Source organism: Paraburkholderia sp. 22098 (genome assembly GCF_052045935.1).
GTDB classification, from domain to species: Bacteria; Pseudomonadota; Gammaproteobacteria; order Burkholderiales; family Burkholderiaceae; genus Paraburkholderia; species Paraburkholderia caledonica.
This window is the reverse complement of the sequence record NZ_JBQEPV010000013.1, coordinates 61,157-76,911: the sequence shown is the minus strand read 5'-3', so window position 1 is coordinate 76,911 and position 15,755 is coordinate 61,157. Positions and strand designations below refer to the sequence as shown.

The 15,755-nt window shown below is 64.3% G+C and carries 17 protein-coding genes; 4 read left to right on the top strand and 13 right to left on the bottom strand.

The genetic code is table 11. From position 1 onward, the window contains the following. Positions 1-26: 26 nt before the first annotated feature. From ACTJLB_RS24770 to mltG, 7 genes are all read right to left on the bottom strand, one after another. A complete protein-coding gene (locus ACTJLB_RS24770) occupies positions 27-383 on the bottom strand; it encodes a Rap1a/Tai family immunity protein (protein ID WP_006048979.1) in 357 nt (118 codons plus the stop codon). 176 nt (positions 384-559) lie between these two features. Further along, a complete protein-coding gene (locus ACTJLB_RS24765) occupies positions 560-1,300 on the bottom strand; it encodes an ankyrin repeat domain-containing protein (protein ID WP_440784780.1) in 741 nt (246 codons plus the stop codon). A 46-nt stretch (positions 1,301-1,346) separates the two neighbouring features. Beyond that, entirely contained in the window at positions 1,347-2,141 is a 795-nt protein-coding gene (locus tag ACTJLB_RS24760; protein ID WP_020065938.1) for a TatD family hydrolase, read from the bottom strand. 69 nt (positions 2,142-2,210) lie between these two features. Then, entirely contained in the window at positions 2,211-2,735 is a 525-nt protein-coding gene (locus ACTJLB_RS24755) for a GNAT family N-acetyltransferase (RefSeq protein WP_408189814.1), read from the bottom strand. Between the two features lie 93 nt (positions 2,736-2,828). Beyond that, positions 2,829-3,863, bottom strand: coding sequence for a DNA polymerase III subunit delta' (locus ACTJLB_RS24750; protein WP_214879523.1), 1,035 nt, complete (start codon positions 3,861-3,863; stop codon positions 2,829-2,831). Between the two features lie 94 nt (positions 3,864-3,957). Beyond that, complete coding sequence (tmk, locus tag ACTJLB_RS24745) at positions 3,958-4,578, bottom strand: dTMP kinase (RefSeq protein ID WP_440784779.1); 621 nt, start codon at positions 4,576-4,578, stop codon at positions 3,958-3,960. Further along, entirely contained in the window at positions 4,578-5,588 is a 1,011-nt protein-coding gene (mltG, locus tag ACTJLB_RS24740) for an endolytic transglycosylase MltG (protein ID WP_131319728.1), read from the bottom strand. The genes tmk and mltG overlap by 1 nt, the downstream gene beginning before the upstream one ends. A gap of 77 nt (positions 5,589-5,665) precedes the next feature. Between mltG and ygfZ the strand changes: the two genes are divergently transcribed. Both ygfZ and ACTJLB_RS24730 read left to right on the top strand, forming a co-directional pair. Then, on the top strand, positions 5,666-6,790 hold the full coding sequence (gene ygfZ, locus ACTJLB_RS24735) for a CAF17-like 4Fe-4S cluster assembly/insertion protein YgfZ (RefSeq protein ID WP_440784777.1): 1,125 nt from the start codon (positions 5,666-5,668) through the stop codon (positions 6,788-6,790). Positions 6,791-6,911: 121 nt separating this feature from the next. Further along, positions 6,912-7,781 carry an NRDE family protein gene (locus tag ACTJLB_RS24730; protein ID WP_440784776.1) on the top strand — a complete coding sequence of 290 codons (870 nt, stop codon included), beginning with the start codon at positions 6,912-6,914 and terminating at the stop codon, positions 7,779-7,781. Positions 7,782-7,794: 13 nt separating this feature from the next. On the opposite strand, the gene ACTJLB_RS24725 is transcribed toward ACTJLB_RS24730, so the two are convergent. The 5 genes from ACTJLB_RS24725 to ACTJLB_RS24705 form a co-directional block, all read right to left on the bottom strand. Then, positions 7,795-8,751 (bottom strand): alpha/beta hydrolase, encoded by a 957-nt coding sequence (locus ACTJLB_RS24725; protein WP_440784775.1) that lies wholly within the window; start codon positions 8,749-8,751, stop codon positions 7,795-7,797. Between the two features lie 87 nt (positions 8,752-8,838). Then, positions 8,839-9,732, bottom strand: a complete 894-nt coding sequence (locus tag ACTJLB_RS24720) for an SDR family oxidoreductase (RefSeq protein WP_440784774.1) — start codon at positions 9,730-9,732, stop codon at positions 8,839-8,841. A 97-nt stretch (positions 9,733-9,829) separates the two neighbouring features. Continuing rightward, on the bottom strand, positions 9,830-10,828 hold the full coding sequence (locus ACTJLB_RS24715) for an NADP-dependent oxidoreductase (protein WP_440784773.1): 999 nt from the start codon (positions 10,826-10,828) through the stop codon (positions 9,830-9,832). A gap of 138 nt (positions 10,829-10,966) precedes the next feature. Next, positions 10,967-11,452 (bottom strand): PaaI family thioesterase, encoded by a 486-nt coding sequence (locus ACTJLB_RS24710; protein ID WP_020065928.1) that lies wholly within the window; start codon positions 11,450-11,452, stop codon positions 10,967-10,969. A gap of 255 nt (positions 11,453-11,707) precedes the next feature. Continuing rightward, positions 11,708-13,219 carry a PLP-dependent aminotransferase family protein gene (locus ACTJLB_RS24705; RefSeq protein WP_440784830.1) on the bottom strand — a complete coding sequence of 504 codons (1,512 nt, stop codon included), beginning with the start codon at positions 13,217-13,219 and terminating at the stop codon, positions 11,708-11,710. Positions 13,220-13,445: 226 nt separating this feature from the next. Between ACTJLB_RS24705 and ACTJLB_RS24700 the strand changes: the two genes are divergently transcribed. Further along, positions 13,446-13,802 (top strand): hypothetical protein, encoded by a 357-nt coding sequence (locus tag ACTJLB_RS24700; protein WP_440784772.1) that lies wholly within the window; start codon positions 13,446-13,448, stop codon positions 13,800-13,802. A 139-nt stretch (positions 13,803-13,941) separates the two neighbouring features. After that, on the top strand, positions 13,942-14,457 hold the full coding sequence (locus ACTJLB_RS24695; protein WP_020065924.1) for an LEA type 2 family protein: 516 nt from the start codon (positions 13,942-13,944) through the stop codon (positions 14,455-14,457). Positions 14,458-14,481: 24 nt separating this feature from the next. Here ACTJLB_RS24695 and ACTJLB_RS24690 read toward each other — a convergent pair whose 3' ends face one another. After that, the gene (locus ACTJLB_RS24690; protein WP_131319717.1) at positions 14,482-15,660 is read right to left on the bottom strand and encodes an acetyl-CoA C-acyltransferase; all 1,179 of its coding nucleotides are present in this window, start codon (positions 15,658-15,660) and stop codon (positions 14,482-14,484) included. Positions 15,661-15,755: the final 95 nt, after the last annotated feature.

Sequence of the window (15,755 nt, the reverse complement as noted above, 5' to 3'; positions counted from 1 at the left end):
TACGCTACACGTCCTTTGAACTCACACTAACTTCCGCTTTTGCAAGGAAATGCCTTGCCGAGTCCCAGCGAGATTGCCGTGCTCGCGTTGTAGCCCGCGACAATCGGATTTTCCGCGATGTACTTGCGTACGGCGTCGGTCAGCTGCGCCGAGCGTGCGTCCTGAGGCAAGCAGAAGTATTGCCCGACGCGCGGTCCCGTAGTGCCGCCAATCGCGTCGATGGTGTTGAAGATGCCGTCAGCGGCGCCTTCGATGTATGCGGCGCACGCACTGCGCGACGCGACGTCGGTCTTCGTGCACAGTTTGTTGAGGTCGCCCCCCGTAAACGCGGCTGCCGATAACGGTACGGCAAACGCGCTGGCGAAAATCAAAGCCCGCAGCATGGTGTTCCTTTCCAGGGTCGTTTATCAGGCGGTCTGTTGCCGCATCCGGACGGCGCGCGAACGCGCCGCAACAAAGTCGTCATTCTGCACTGTTTTGCGATGCGGCAGCAGGCCGGCAGCCGCGATCTCCAGGCAATGGGCGGCGCACACCGGCGCATGCCGGCGCGCCGCGCGCTCTATTTTTGCTGCATCTGCTGCAAACGCGCGGTCAGACCTTCGACCACGTCCGGCTCCTTATAGGTCTTCGCGAAATCCAGTGCGGTGAGTCCGATCTGATTCTTGACCGTCAGGTCCGCGCCGTTGTCGAGCAGCAGTTTCACCGTCGACACATGGCCGCCGCGCGCCGCCATCATGAGCGGCGTGGTGCCGTTCGGGGACCCTGCGTCCACGTAGGCGGAATGGTCGAGCAGCAGCTTCACGATGTCGTCGTGGCCGTTTGCCGCCGCGTAGTGCAGCGGCGCCCAGCCCTTCTTGTTCACTTCGGCGTCCTTCGCGATCAACTGTTTGACGAAGTCGATGTCGCCGTTCAGCGCGGCCATCATCATGGCGTTTTCGCCGGCCTTGTCTTCGATCTCGACGTTGGTTTTCGGATTTGCGAGCAGCGCGGCGCCGACTTTGTCGGACTTCTCGCGCGCGGCCAGCACCAGCAGCGGCATGCCCTGGTTATCGACGCTGTTCGGGTCCATGCCCTTGGCGAGCAGTTTCTTGACGCCGTCGACGTCGTCGAATTTGACTGATTTGATCAGCGAATCGATCGGCGCGGCCTGGGCCGGTGCCGCGATCAGCGAACTCAGCGCGGCGCACGCCACCGTGGCCGCCAGCGCGGCGCGCGAGAAGCTGCGGCGCGCCGACGTGTATGCGGCGCGGGCCGTTTGGGCGGCTTGGCGCGCGTCGGAGAAACTGGAACTGTTGATCATATTTTACTTTAGGGTTGGCCCCTATCCTCTTGATATTTATCCACTTTCACAGTGCGCCGATCGGCGCGGAAAGCTTGAATAGACGGAAGAAATTCTGCGTGGTTGCGGCCGCGAGCGCCTCGTCCGTCATGCCGCGCTGCTGCGCGATGAAACGTCCGACATAGCTGACGTACGCAGGTTCATTAGGCTTGCCGCGATACGGCACCGGCGCGAGGTAAGGCGAATCCGTTTCGATCAGCAGGCGCTCCAGAGGCACGCGGCGCGCGACGTCCTGCACATCCGTCGCGCTCTTGAACGTGACGATGCCCGACAGCGAGATGTAGAAGTTCTGCGCCAGTGCCTGTTCGGCCACGGCCCACGGCTCCGTGAAGCAATGCATCACGCCGCCCGGCTCGCTCGCGCGCTCCTCGGCCATGATGCGTAACGTGTCTTCCGACGAAGAGCGCGTATGGATGATGAGCGGCTTGCCCGTGGCATGCGCGGCGCGGATATGCGTGCGGAAACGCTCGCGCTGCCATTCCATATCGGCGATCGAGCGGCCTTCCAGGCGGTAGTAGTCGAGCCCTGTCTCGCCAATTGCGATCACTTTCGGATGCCCGGCCAGCTCCACGAGTTCCGCGACGCTTGGCTCGCGCATGTCCTCGTGATCCGGATGCACGCCCACCGACGCGTACACGTTCTCATGCCGGCTCGCGATATCCAGCACGGACGGCAGCGTTTCCAGGTCCACCGACACGCACAGTGCGTGCGTGACCGAGTGGCTTCGCATATTCTCGAGCACCTGCGGCAGGCGGTCGGCGAGTCCTTCGAAATTGATGTGACAGTGCGAATCGACAAACATGATCATGTCCTGCAAATGAATGGCCCGAGGAATGGCCCGAAGCGTGGCCCGAAGCGTGGCCCAACTCGGTCAGGCTGCCGCGCCTTGCGCGTCGAGGCGCTTGCCGAGGATCACCAGATCGCGCTCCACGCCGTCTAGCACGGCCACGCGCGGCAGCGAGCCCCATGTGTCGAAACCGAAGCCGCGGAACAGACGCAGGCTCGCCTCATTGTGACCGAAGATGAATCCCAGCACGGTGTCGATGCCGAGCGCCGGCGCCGCTGCCAGCGAGGCCGCCAGCAACTGCTTGCCGAGGCCCTTGCCGCGCGCGCGCTCGTCGAGGTAGATGCTGACTTCGGCGGTGCGCTGATAGGCGGGACGGCCATAAAAATCCGAAAAGCTCAGCCAGGCGATCACACGGTGCGGCTGTTCGGCGTCTTCGACAACCCATAGCGGGCGTTTGTGCGGCCCATGCGCGTGAAACCATGCAACACGGCTTTCTACGCTGACCGGTTCGAGATCGGCGGTCACCTGACGCGAGGCCACCGTCGAGTTGTAAATGGCGACGATGGCAGGCAGATCGTCGAGCGTGGCATCGCGGTAAGACAGGTTCATGGTGCTTTCAGATTGAATTGAAGAACCGGCTAACGGGTAAAGCGCTATCGGATGGAAACGACGCTCGCCGCGCGTGGGGAACTCCGCCTCGCGTCATGCAAAAAGCTCGCGGTAACCGAGAAACAGTTCCTCGAACACGAGCCGCGCGTTCAGCGGATGATTTTCGACGGCGCGCTGACGCGTTACGGCGCGCATGAAGCGGGCGAACGCGCTCGCGTCGGCTTGCGACGCACAGCGCGTCAACGCCGCCGACGCCTGCGGAAAATAGCGCGGCGCGCCCGCAGTGCGCTGCGCGAGCAGATCGTACATCCAGCGCTGCAGCCAGCCGAGCACGAGCGGCACAGGCAGCTTTTGCAGCGCCTCGCCGCATGCGAAGGCGTCGCACTCCGGGCCGGCGGCCAACTGCTTGAGCGTCCAGTCGCGCAACGTGCGGTTTTCGTCGCTAGCCAGCGCGAGTGCGGTCAGCGGCGCGCCGCCCGCTTCGGCGAGCAGCGCCGGCGCCTCCGCCACGCCTTGCGCGGCGAGCCACTGGGTCGCGGCCTGGGGCGCGGGCAGACTCATCGGCCATTGGCGACAACGGCTGATGATGGTGGGCAAAAGCCGGTCGATCCGCGCGGACACCATCAGGAACACGACGCCCGCAGGCGGCTCTTCGAGCGTTTTCAGTAGCGCATTGGCCGCCGCGATGTTGAGCGCCTCCGCCGGAGCCAGCACGACCACGCGGGCGCCGCCGCGGTGCGAACCCACGCCGACGAAGTCGAGCAAGCCGCGAATCTGCTCGATCTTGATTTCCTTGCTCGGTGCGCGCGTTTTCTTGCCTTCGTCGCCATCGGCTTTTTCGGCTTTCTCGTCCGCGCCGTTGCCAATGCCGGCTTCGGCCGCCAGCGCCTCGGGCACGACGATACGGTAATCGGGATGGTTGCCTTGCGTGAACCAGTTGCACGCGACGCATGCGCCGCACGGTTCGCCGTTGTCCCGCTGGTCCTCGCACAGCAGACCTTGCGCGAGATGCTGCGCGAAGCGCAGCTTGCCGATGCCCGCCTGTCCGTGCAGCAGCAAGGCGTGCGGCCAGTGGTCGCGCAATTGCTGCAGGCGGTTCCAGTCATCGGCTTGCCACGGATAAATCATCTTTTCTCTTTCTGATCAGTCAGTTGAACGCGATTTACGATGTATTGCATGAGGCTTTGGTCGCTCAATAACAATTGCTTATATTGCTTTACGATCAAAGACTTGCAAGAAGTTCATCAAGTTGTTTCTGGATTCGCGCAATGGTTTGCGAAGAGTCAATGATAGCGAATCGATAAGGCGCTTCTTCCGCGCGCCGCAGATATTCGGCTCGGGTGCGGTCGAAGAATGCGGTCGATTCGCTCTCGAAACGATCCGGATCGCGCGCCGCGCTGCGCCTCTCGTTCGCGATTTCGGGCGCGAGGTCGAACAGCACCGTGAGATCGGGTTGGAAGCCGCCCTGAACCCAGCGCTCCAGCGTTTCGAGCTTGTCGCGCGGCAACCCGCGGCCGCCGCCCTGATAGGCAAAGGTGGCGTCGGTGAAACGGTCGGAGAGCACCCAGTCGCCACGCGCGAGCGCCGGTTCGATCACTTCGGCCAGATGCTGGCGGCGCAGCGCGAACATCAGCAGCGCCTCGGTTTCAAGGTCCATCTTCTGATGCAGCACGATCTCGCGAATCTGCTCGCCAAGCGGCGTGCCGCCCGGCTCGCGGGTCATGACGACCGAGCGGCCGCTGGCCGCCACCTTCTGTTCCAGCCGCTCGCGGAACCAGGCAAGATGCGTCGTCTTGCCGGCGCCATCTATGCCCTCGAATGTAATGAATTTGCCGCGCGCCATTATTGCCCTCGAATGTATTTGTCCACGGCCTTGTTGTGATCGCCGAGGGTGTCGGAAAAGATGCTGCTGCCGTCGCCGCGCGAGACGAAGTACAACGCGCTGGTTTGCGCAGGGTTCATCGCCGCCTGCAGCGAGGCCACGCCCGGCAGCGAGATAGGTGTCGGCGGCAGACCCATCCGCGTATAGGTATTGTAGGGAGTGTCAGTCTGCAGGTCCTTCTTGCGGATGTGGCCGTTATAGCTCTCGCCCATACCGTAGATCACGGTCGGATCGGTTTGCAGCGGCATGCCCACGCGCAGACGGTTCGCGAAGACGGCGGCGACCATTGCCCGGTCGGATTTCTTGCCGGTTTCCTTCTCGATGATGGACGCCATGATCAGCGCATCATACGGTGTCTTGTACGGCAGATCCGGCGAGCGCGCGACCCACGCTTCGTCGAGGCGCGCGCGCATCAGCCGGTAGGCGCGGCGGTACACGTCGAGATCACTCGTGTTCTTGTCGAACAGGTAGGTGTCCGGGAAAAACAGCCCTTCGCCGTTGCCGATCGACGCTTCCGGCGCGCCGATCGCGCTCATCAGCTGCGCGTCGTTCATTCCGGCGCTGTCGTGCTTGAGCGCCGGATTGGCGTCCAGTTCCTGGCGCATGCGCTTGAACGTCCACCCTTCGATAACGGTCGCGACGTATTCGTTGACGTCGCCGCGAGCGATCTTTTGCAGCACTTCGTATGGCGTGATGCCGGTCTTGAACTCATAGTTGCCCGACTTGAGTTCGCTCTGAAGACCGAGCAGCCGCGTCATGACGATGAACAGTTCAGGCTCGACGGGCACGCCGCCGCGGTTCAGCTGCAGCGTGACGCTGCGCAGACTGCTGTGCGGTTTGACGGTGACGTCGAGTTGCGCGGGGTTCAGCTCAAGCGGGCTATTGGCCCAGTGGTATCCGCCAGCAATCGCGGCTGCAGCCAGCACGACGATAATCGAGCCGGCGACGAAACATTTCTTGAAGAGGGACATGAAAACGTGACTGGGTTGGACTGCATATAATACTTGTTTGCCTTAGCTAAAGTCAGAATTGACTGTTCCAGGAATCCATGAACACACCGCTCGCTACCGCTTCAGGCACTCCTTCAGGCACACCTTCAGCTACTGCTTCAGGCGCTGCTCCCGGCGCTGTTGCTGGCACCGCCGGCGGCGCGCCCTCGGGGCATTCCGCCACGGCGCTACCGGTGCTGCCGCGTCCGTCCGCCGATGAGTTCGCCGCAGTGCTCGAACATGGCGCCTACATGGCACTCACGCAGTTCGGCGTGATCGACGCCACCGGCGACGACGCCGCGAGCTTCCTGCACGGGCAGTTGACCAACGACACGCAGCACCTGGACGCCGCGAACGCGCGTCTCGCCGGTTATTGCTCGGCGAAGGGACGGTTGCTGGCGTCGTTTCTGACGTGGCGCAGCGGCGACACGATCCGTCTGCTCGTCTCGAAAGACGTGCAGGCGGCGGTGCAAAAGCGGCTGTCCATGTTCGTTTTGCGCGCCAAGGCGAAGCTCGTGGATGCAAGCAGCGAACTTGCCGTGATCGGCCTCGCGGGCGATGTCCGCAAGGCGCTGTCCGGCGTGTTCGACGCGCTGCCCGACGGCGTTCACGTGAAGGTGGACGGCGCGGCCGGCTCGCTGATCCGCGTGCCCGATGCGTTCGAGCGTTTGCGCTATCTGTGGATCGGCCCGAAGGCGCAAGTCGAAGCGCACTTGCCGCAGCTTCGCGAGAAGTTGAAGCAGGTTTCGCCCGCAGTCTGGGACTGGCTCGACATTCGCGCAGGCGAGCCGCGCATCACGCAGCCGGTGGTCGAGCAATTCGTGCCGCAAATGGTCAATTTCGACGTGCTCGGCGCGGTCAATTTCCGCAAGGGCTGCTATCCCGGTCAGGAAGTCGTGGCGCGCAGCCAGTATCGCGGCACGATCAAGCGGCGCACGTCGCTCGCCAACGTGGCGGGCGACCTCGAAACCGCGAAGGCCGGCGCCGAACTCTTTCACTCCGACGATCCAGGCCAGCCGTGCGGCATGGTGGTGAACGCGGCATCGGCGCGCGACGGCGGCGTCGATCTGCTGGTGGAGATCAAGCTGGCGGCGCTCGAAAGCGGCTCGGTGCATCTAGGCGAGGCGCAAGGCCCGGCGCTGCAGTTCCTCGCGCTTCCGTACGGCCTGCCCACCGAGGTTTGACCGCGCTCGAAGATGCGACGCGGCGCTGTTCGACGAAAACGCGCCGCGTCTTCGCTGCACCCTCGCCTGAACTTCTGCCTGCCATGCCATTTCAGAAGTCCCCAATTGGGAGACGCCCCCGATGTGCCTGATTGTCTTCGACTGGCGACCCGATGCGGTCGACGGCCCGATCTTCACGCTTGCCGCGAATCGCGACGAGTTCTTCCGGCGCACGGCCGAGCCGATCGCCTGGTGGAGCGACGCGCCGGGCGTGCTGGCCGGGCGGGACTTGCTCGGCGGCGGAACGTGGCTCGGCATGTCGCGCGACGGCCGTTTTGCTGCGCTGACCAACTACCGCGCGCCGCACGAGATGCGCGCCGACGCGCCGACTCGCGGCACGCTCGTCAGCGACTGGCTGGCTTCGGGCAGCGCCGGCGGGAACGGCATGGAGAACGGCGGTGAGAACGGCGGCCCGCACGAAACGCCGCTGGCCTATCTGCAACGCGTGGCGAAGACCGGCGACATGTACAACGGCTTCAACCTGCTGGTCGGCGACTGGACGCGTCGCGAACTCGCCTGGTATTGCAATCGCTCTAACGCCGCCCCCGCGCTGCTTACGCCCGGCACACACGGCATCTCGAACGCGGTGCTCGACACCCCGTGGCCGAAGCTCGTCAGAAAGCGGGCCGAATTGAGCGCGCTCCTAACGCGCAACTCGATGCCGCCGCTCGAGCGCCTGATCGACCTGATGCGCGACCCGCGCGTCGCCCCCGACGATGAGCTGCCTGCCACCGGCATTCCGCTCGAACGCGAGCGGGCGCTGTCGGCGGCATTCATCGAAACGCCGGAGTACGGCACGCGCGGCACGACGGCCCTGCGGGTAGTTGCGAACGCGGAGATGATCAGCGTGGCGGTGGCCGAGCGAAGCGACGACAACGGCTCACACCGGATCGTGCGCCCGGGCGACTTCGAGCGCAGCTTCGCATTCAACGTCGAGCCGCAAATCGCGTAATCTCGCGTAATCATTACTCGCCGAATGCCCTGCGCAATGCCGCTGCGGCCTCCGCGTGCGCATGCGCAACATCGGGCACGAAGCCGCCCATCTTGAAGAACTCGTGGATCATGCCCGGATAGCGCCTGAGCGTGACTTCGTTGCCATGGTCGCGCAGCTTCTGCGCATAGGCATCGCCTTCGTCACTCAACGGATCGTATTCGGCAGTCGCAATCCAGGCGGGGGCGAGTTCGCCGAACTCGGGTGCGCCGCGTGTGCCGTCGAGCGGCGCAAAACGCCAGTCGTCGCGATCGCTCGCCTCGCGTACGTACTGATCGAAAAACCATTGGATCGTCTCGCCCGACAGCAGGAACCCGTCGGCAAGTCGCGAGTGCGAATCGGTCTCCTGATAGCCGGTCGTGCCGGGATAGATCAGCAACTGCAGTGAAAGCGCGATGCCGGCGTCGCGCGCGAGCACCGCGCAAACCGTGGCGAGCGTGCCGCCCGCGCTGTCGCCGCCTACCGCAAGCCGCCCGGCGTCGATGCCGAATTCCGCGGCGTGCGCATGCAGCCAGACGAGCGCGTCGAAAGCGTCGTTGACGGCGGTCGGAAACTTGTGTTCGGGCGCGAGCCGGTAATCGACCGACAGCACCGCGCATTTTCCGTCTCGCGCAAACATGCGGCACAGCGCATCGTGCGTATCGACGCTGCCGACCGTGAAGCCGCCGCCGTGATAGTAGATCAACGCAGGAGCCGGCTCGGCCCAGCTCGGCTCGACGGCCTGATAAAGACGCGCGCGAATCGTTGCGCCGTCGCGCGTCGGTATGCGCAGGTCTTCGACGGCAAACATCGGCGCGCTCGCAATCTCGAGAATCGGCGCACTCTTCTCATACGACGCGCGCGCCGCTTGCGCGGTCATCTCATGGAGCTTCGGACGCTTTGCGCGCGCGATCATGTCGAGCACCTGCTCGATCTTCGGGTTCAGCGGCATGTGACGCAGGTAACGTTAGATGGCGCATACGCGCCGCAGGTTGAAAAGGCGCACACGGCACTGCGCCCACCGAACGGCGGAACGGCGCTAGTCGGAATCCGCCTGCCTGACATCGGGTTTCAGCGACATCGGATCGGTGGGATCGCGCAACCGCTCGATGTCCTCGTGACGCAGTCTCACCGTCGCCATGATGGCCGGGTGCGTGATGATATAGAAACGGCGCTCGGCGATAGCCTCGAACGTGATGCCGGCGACATCGGCGGCACTGAGCTTGCCCGATTGCACCGCGCGCTGCAGTCGCTTGCCCGCAGCGATCTGCGAGCGTGTCGGGCGGCTCTCGTTGCGAAGTTCAACGGGCCGCGAGCGTTCGGCATCGGCGATGCCCGTGGGCACGAATGCGGGGCACAGCAGCGAACAGCCGACGCGGCGGCTCGCCTCACGCCCGGACTGCGCAATCTGCAGGTCGTGATACAGCGTCTCGGTGAGCGACACGACCGCGTGTTTCGACGCGTTGTAGACGCCCATCGCGGGCGGCGACAGCAGCCCCGCGACGGATGCGGTGTTGACGATATGCGCTGGCTCGTTCTGCGCCAGCATGATTGGCGCAAACGCACGCACGCCGTGCGCGACGCCCATTACGTTGACTCCGAATACCCACGACCAGTCGTTGGCGGAACTCTCCCACAGCAAGCCGCCCGAGCCCACGCCCGCGTTGTTGAACAACAGATGCACCTTGCCGAACGCATCGAGCGCGGCTTGCGCGAGCGCCTCGACCTGCGTTGCGCTCGACACGTCGGTCGGCACGCCAATCGCGTCGGCACCGGCCGCGCGCAATGTATCGACGGCCTGCGCGAGCGCGTCGGGATTCACGTCGGCCAGCACGAGCTTCATGCCGAGCGCCGCGCCTTTCTGCGCAAACGCGAGGCCGAAGCCGCTGGCCGCGCCGGTGATGACCGCGACCTTGCCTGCAAATTCGAACATCCGTGGACTCCTTTGTGTGCTGCAAACGCGGCTGCAAGTGCGGGTGCAATGGCGACCCCAGACGCTTCCAACCGCCGGCCGCCGCCATGCCCTCACATCAGATCAATCGCACAAGCTGTTTGCCGAAATTCTGGCCTTTCAGCAAGCCGATGAACGCTTCGGGCGCCGCATCGAGCCCTTGCGCGATGCTCTCGCGATAGTGCAGCTTTTTCTGCGCGACCAGCGCGCCCAGCTGCTTGAGCGCTTCCGGCCAGACGTCCATATGCTCGCTGACGATAAAGCCCTGCACCAGCAGACGCTGCGTCAATATCAGCGAAGGGTGCTTGAGCGGCACCGGCTGGCCGTCGTAGCCCGCAATGTATCCGCAGAGGGCGATCCGGCCGGACGGGTTCATGCGTGCGAGCGTCGCGTCGAGCACTTCGCCCCCGACATTCTCGAAGCAACCGTCGACGCCGTCCGGCGTCGCCGCCTTCAGGTCCTGATAGAGGTTGCCGGCCTTGTAGTCGATGCACGCGTCGAAGCCGAGCGTCTCCACCACGTAGCGGCACTTCTGCGGACCGCCCGCGATGCCCACTGCGCGCGCGCCGGCTTCTTTCGCCAGTTGGCCGACCACACTGCCCACTGCTCCGCTTGCCGCGCTGACCACGACCGTCTCGCCGGCCTTCGGCGCGATGATCCGGTTCAGTCCGTACCACGCCGTCACGCCCGGCATGCCGACCGGTCCGAGATAAGCCGACAGCGGCACATGCGTGTCGTCGACTTTCTGAATGCCCGTACCGTTCGACGTGCCGTACTCCTGCCAGCCGAACATTGCGACGACCTTGTCGCCGACCGCGAACTTCTCATTCTTTGATTCGACCACCTCGCCGACCGTGCCGCCGATCATCACTTCGTCGAGCGGTTGAGGCGGCGCGTACGACTTGCTGTCGTTCATGCGACCGCGCATGTACGGGTCGAGCGACAGATAGTGATTACGCACGCGCACTTCTCCATCGGCGAGCGGTGCAAGGGGCGTTTCGACGAGGCGGAAGTTCTCGGGCGTCACTGCGCCTTGCGGCCGCGAAGCCAGCACGAACTGACGGTTGATCTGTGGCATGACATCGTCTCCTTAATTTTGCTGCTTCTGCTGATCATGAAGATCGGCTACAGGTTGCCGGGTGCATATCGCTACGGTTGCAGCGAGCCGTGCACCCGGCCTGCGCGCGGACAATGCGGAGCGAAACGCCGCATGTGCTCAGCCGTCGCTCGGACCGGGTTTCGCCGATGGGTCGCTGCGCAAGCGTTGACGCGTCACGTCGCGGCCCACGGCAAGGCGGCGCATGTATTTGAACGTGCCGAGCGCCTTGGCGACGAAGTGCCCTTCGCTATCGCGGATCTCGCCTTCGCAATACGCCATCGTCGTGGAGCGGTGCAGCACGCGGCCTGTCGCGCGCAACTCACCGCGGCCGGGCTGCATGAAGTTGACCTTCATTTCGACCGTGACCACGCCGACACCGTCGCCCGCGAGGCTGCGCGCGGCCATCGCGAGCGCAACGTCGGCCAGCGTCATGGTTACGCCGCCGTGCGCGACGTCCCACGTGTTCATATGCTCGGGCAGCAAAGGCAGCGTCACTTCACTGACGCCGTCCGCCGCCGACACCAACTCAGCGCCGAGCCGGTCGACAAAGGGACTCTCAGGCAGCGACGCGCCCGTCGCGGTGGATGAAGATGATTCGGTCATTGCGGCTTCAGTTGACTTGTCTTGACATGAGGGCGGTGCAACTCGCAATGATGTGCAAACAGCAGCATGCACGCGACGACGCACCGCGCCAAAGGAGAGGAAATGATACCCGCTATGGCACTGTGCGGTGTCGAGCGACGCTTCGGCTCGACGGGCTAAGCGGGCTAAGCGGGCTAAGCGGGTTAAGCGGGTTAAGCGGGTTAAGCGGGTTAAGCGGGTTAAGCGGCCTCACCGTATTCAACGGGCGCGGTGCGCTCATGCCGCTTGCGTCGCTGCCCGAGCGGCCATCGCTGTCGCAAGCCGGCCGAGCTTGAGCACCGCTTCATCCGCGAGTTCGAGGTCCGTGCTCGGACAACTGAGCCTGATGAACCGATCGAAGCGGCCCGCGTTCGAAAACACCGTGCCCGGCATCACGCGAATGCGTTGCTTCAAAGCGGCATCGAACAACGCGGCCGACGACACCGCGTGCGGCAACTCGATCCAGAAGAACATACCGCCAGGGGGCGGCGTAAAACGCGTTCCATCGGGAAAGGAGGCGCCGATTGCCGCCGACATCCGCTCACGCTGCAGCCTCAAGCGATCGCGCAAACGCCGCAAATGCCGTTCGTACGCGTTCGTCTCGAGAAACTCGGCAAGCACGACTTGCGACAGCTGTTCGTTGTGACGCGACTGCGCAAACTTCAGCATGCCGATACGCGGATGCCAGCGCCCGCCGTTGATCCATCCGATCCGCATGCCGGGCGCGAGAGTCTTGTTGAACGACGTGCAGTGGATGACGGTGCCGTCGGTGTCCCACGCCTTCAGCGAGCGCAGCGGCTGCGCGCTATCGACAAGCTCGCGATACGGGTCGTCTTCGATCAGCGCGATGCGGGCTCGCGCGCACAGTTCGACCAGCCTCGCCTTGTGCGAATCGGGCATCACGCTGCCAAGCGGATTCTGCAAATTCGGCACGACCACCACGGCCTTGATGTCGGGATGCGTTTGCAACGCGAATTCGAGCGCCTCGATGGCAAGCCCGCTCGTCGGGCTCGCTGGAATTTCGAGTGCGCGCAGCCCGAGGCTTTCCAGCGCCTGGAGCAAGCCGAAGAAACAAGGCGACTCGACGGCAACGGTGTCGCCCGGTTGCGTGACCGCTCGCAACGCAAGATTGACGGCTTCGATGCCGCCGTGCGTCATGATGATGTCGTCCGCGCCGATCTGAATGCCCGCTTCCAGCGCGCGGCGCGCAATGATCGCGCGCAACGCCGGGTCGCCCTGGTCGGGCCCGACCGCGGTCAGCAATGTGGGCCGTCGGCGCAACGCGCGCAGCGCGGCTTTTTGCAACGCGTCAGTCGGATAAAGGTCAGCCGAAGCAGTCGCGCCGCCGAGATTGAATGCGTCCGGATAGCGCTGATATTGCGAAACGATCGCCGAGATCGCCGAGTGAATACCGACGAACTGAGCGGCCTGCGGCAGGGTCGCGAGATCGGGCTCCGACGCGGCCGGCAACGCTGCGCGTTGCGAAGCGCGCACGAAGTAGCCGGCGCGCGGCCGCGCCTCGATTAGCGCTTCGCGTTCGAGCACGCGGTAGCTCTCGGTCGCCGTCGCGAGACTTACGCCGTGGCGCTGCATGAATGCGCGCATCGACGGCATGCGCTCGCCGGGACGCAGCACGCCGTTGCGGATTGCACGACGGTAGTGGCCGGCCAGTTGACGATAAAGCGGCTCGCTCGCCGGCAAAACGTCCTTAAGCGCGAGGTCCGCGCGCTCGGACTGCTCGGACTGCATGACGGTATCCATGGGGGTGTCCGTTTGCATGTAGGTGGATCGGCTCATCAACCGATGGTGCGCACTGCGGCGGCGCCGCGACAGATACACGTTCCTTGCATTTCGACCGATACAGCGCGCCTAACCGCCGTCTTGTAGCGGTTCAGATTGCCGATAACTGCGGCTGTTTTCAAGGGCACCTGCTCAATATGCTGGATGGCATGCAAACGGTCTTAAGGAAACGGTCATGTCAACTCGCCCCACCGCCAATCTGTCCCGCCTCGCTGTCGGCCAAGTCACCCTGCAGGACGTGCGCGCAAGAAGCACCGTCGTTGCCGTTGAGGGCGATCTGCAACTGGCGTTTCGCGATCATTCGCTTGCGTGGCTCGGCGATGCCGTTCCGTTGACGTCCGTCACCTTGCACGAGGGCCAGTGCTTCGTCGTGCGGCAACACGGCATGATATCGATCAGTGCCCCGGATGCGCGGGCCGCTGCCTTCGTGGTGCAACCGTCTCTTGCTGAAAACAGAGGCAGCAGCTCGACAGGTCGAACCCTGCTCTGGTTAGCCGCATTCCTGAAAGCGACGCTGCGGCGCGCTGCTTAAGACGAAGCATGAGACGAAGATAAGACTAAACACGAGCGGTACCTGATTGACTCACCCAAGAAGCCGCATGAGAGGCGCCCGCGCGCCTGAGTTCGCCAGCTACAATGCATGACCCCATCCGCTCTTCGAGGTGCCGGCCATGTCCTTCGTCCGCATGCTGTTCAGCGCGCGTTTGTGCCGCATGACCGCGTTATGCGCTGTCTTCGCGCTTACGATGAGCGGCTGCGCCGGATTCTTCGGCGATCCGTTGCGCGTGAGCGTCGCCGGCATCGAACCGATGGACAGCCAAGGCTTCGAGATGCGTTTCAACGTCAAACTGCGCGTGCAAAATCCGAACGATTCGGCGATCAGCTTCAATGGCGTGTCGCTCGATCTGGAACTGAACGGCAAGCCGTTCGCGAGCGGCGTCAGCGACCAGAGCGGCACCGTGCCGCGCTTCGGCGAAACCATTGTCAATGTGCCGTTGACGGTGCCCGCATTTTCCGCCGTTCGCCAGGCGTTCGCGTTCGCCGGTGTGATGCAGGGCAGCACCGCGCAGTCGGGCCAAATTCCGTACATCATGCGAGGCAAGCTCGCCGGCGGCCTGACCGGCACGACGCGCTTCGTCGATCAGGGCGCGTTGAGCCTGCCCTCGACGGGCATGGCCCTGCCCTGATCACGCGCTCTGCCGACCACGCCGTCAAGCGACTTCGAACAGCCCCGCCGCGCCCTGCCCGCCGCCGATACACATCGTCACCACGACGAGCTTCGCGCCGCGCCGCTTGCCTTCGATCAGCGCATGCCCGGTGAGCCGCGCGCCCGACACGCCATACGGATGGCCAACCGCAATCGCGCCACCGTTGACATTCAGACGGTCATGCGGAATGCCGAGCTTGTCGGCGCAATACAGCACCTGCACCGCAAACGCTTCGTTCAATTCCCACAGGTCGATGTCCTCGACTTTCAGACCTGCCTGCTTCAGCAATTTCGGCACGGCGAAAACAGGGCCGATGCCCATCTCGTCCGGTTCGCAGCCTGCCACCGCGAAGCCACGGAAAATGCCGAGCGGTTGCAGCCCTTCGCGCTCCGCGACTTTCGCGTTCATCACCACGCAAGCGGACGCACCGTCTGAGAACTGGCTCGCGTTTCCCGCCGTGATGACGCCGCCCGGCAACGCGGTGCGGATCTTCGATACGCCTTCGAGCGTCGTGTCCGCGCGAATGCCCTCGTCGCTGCTGACCGTCACTTCTTTCGTGTACAGCCGGCCGGTCGCTTTGTCGGCGACGCCCGCGAGCACCGTCAACGGCACGATCTCGTCCTTGAACTTGCCGGCTTCCAGCGCCGCTGCGGCGCGCTGCTGCGAGCGCACGCCGTACTCGTCCTGACGCTCTTTCGAAATCGAATAGCGTTTCGCGACGTTCTCGGCGGTCTGCAACATCGACCAGTAAATTTCCGGCTTGTTCTTGCTGAGCCAACCGTCGGTCAGCATGTGCTGGTTCATCTCGTTCTGCACGCACGAGATCGATTCGACGCCGCCCGCGACGAATACGTCGCCCTCGCCGGCCATCACGCGTTGCGCGGCCAGCGCGATGGTTTGCAATCCCGAAGAACAGAAACGGTTCACCGTCATGCCCGGCACGCTGACCGGCAAGCCGGCGCGCAGCGCGATCTGCCGCGCGATGTTCATGCCCGTCGCGCCTTCGGGGTTGGCGCAACCCATGATCACGTCCTCGACACGCGCCGGGTCCAGCTTCGCCCGTTCGACGGCGGCGTGCGTTACGTGCCCGCCGAGCGTCGCGCCATGCGTCATGTTGAAACCGCCGCGCCATGATTTGGCTAGCCCCGTGCGGGCGGTCGATACGATTACGGCGTCAGTCATGCGAGTCTCCTGCGTATAGATGGCGAGGGTGGCGCGTGCGTTCCGTGCGGGCGATATCGCCGCCGCGCCGCAATAACGCGCGCCACCGCTGTCGT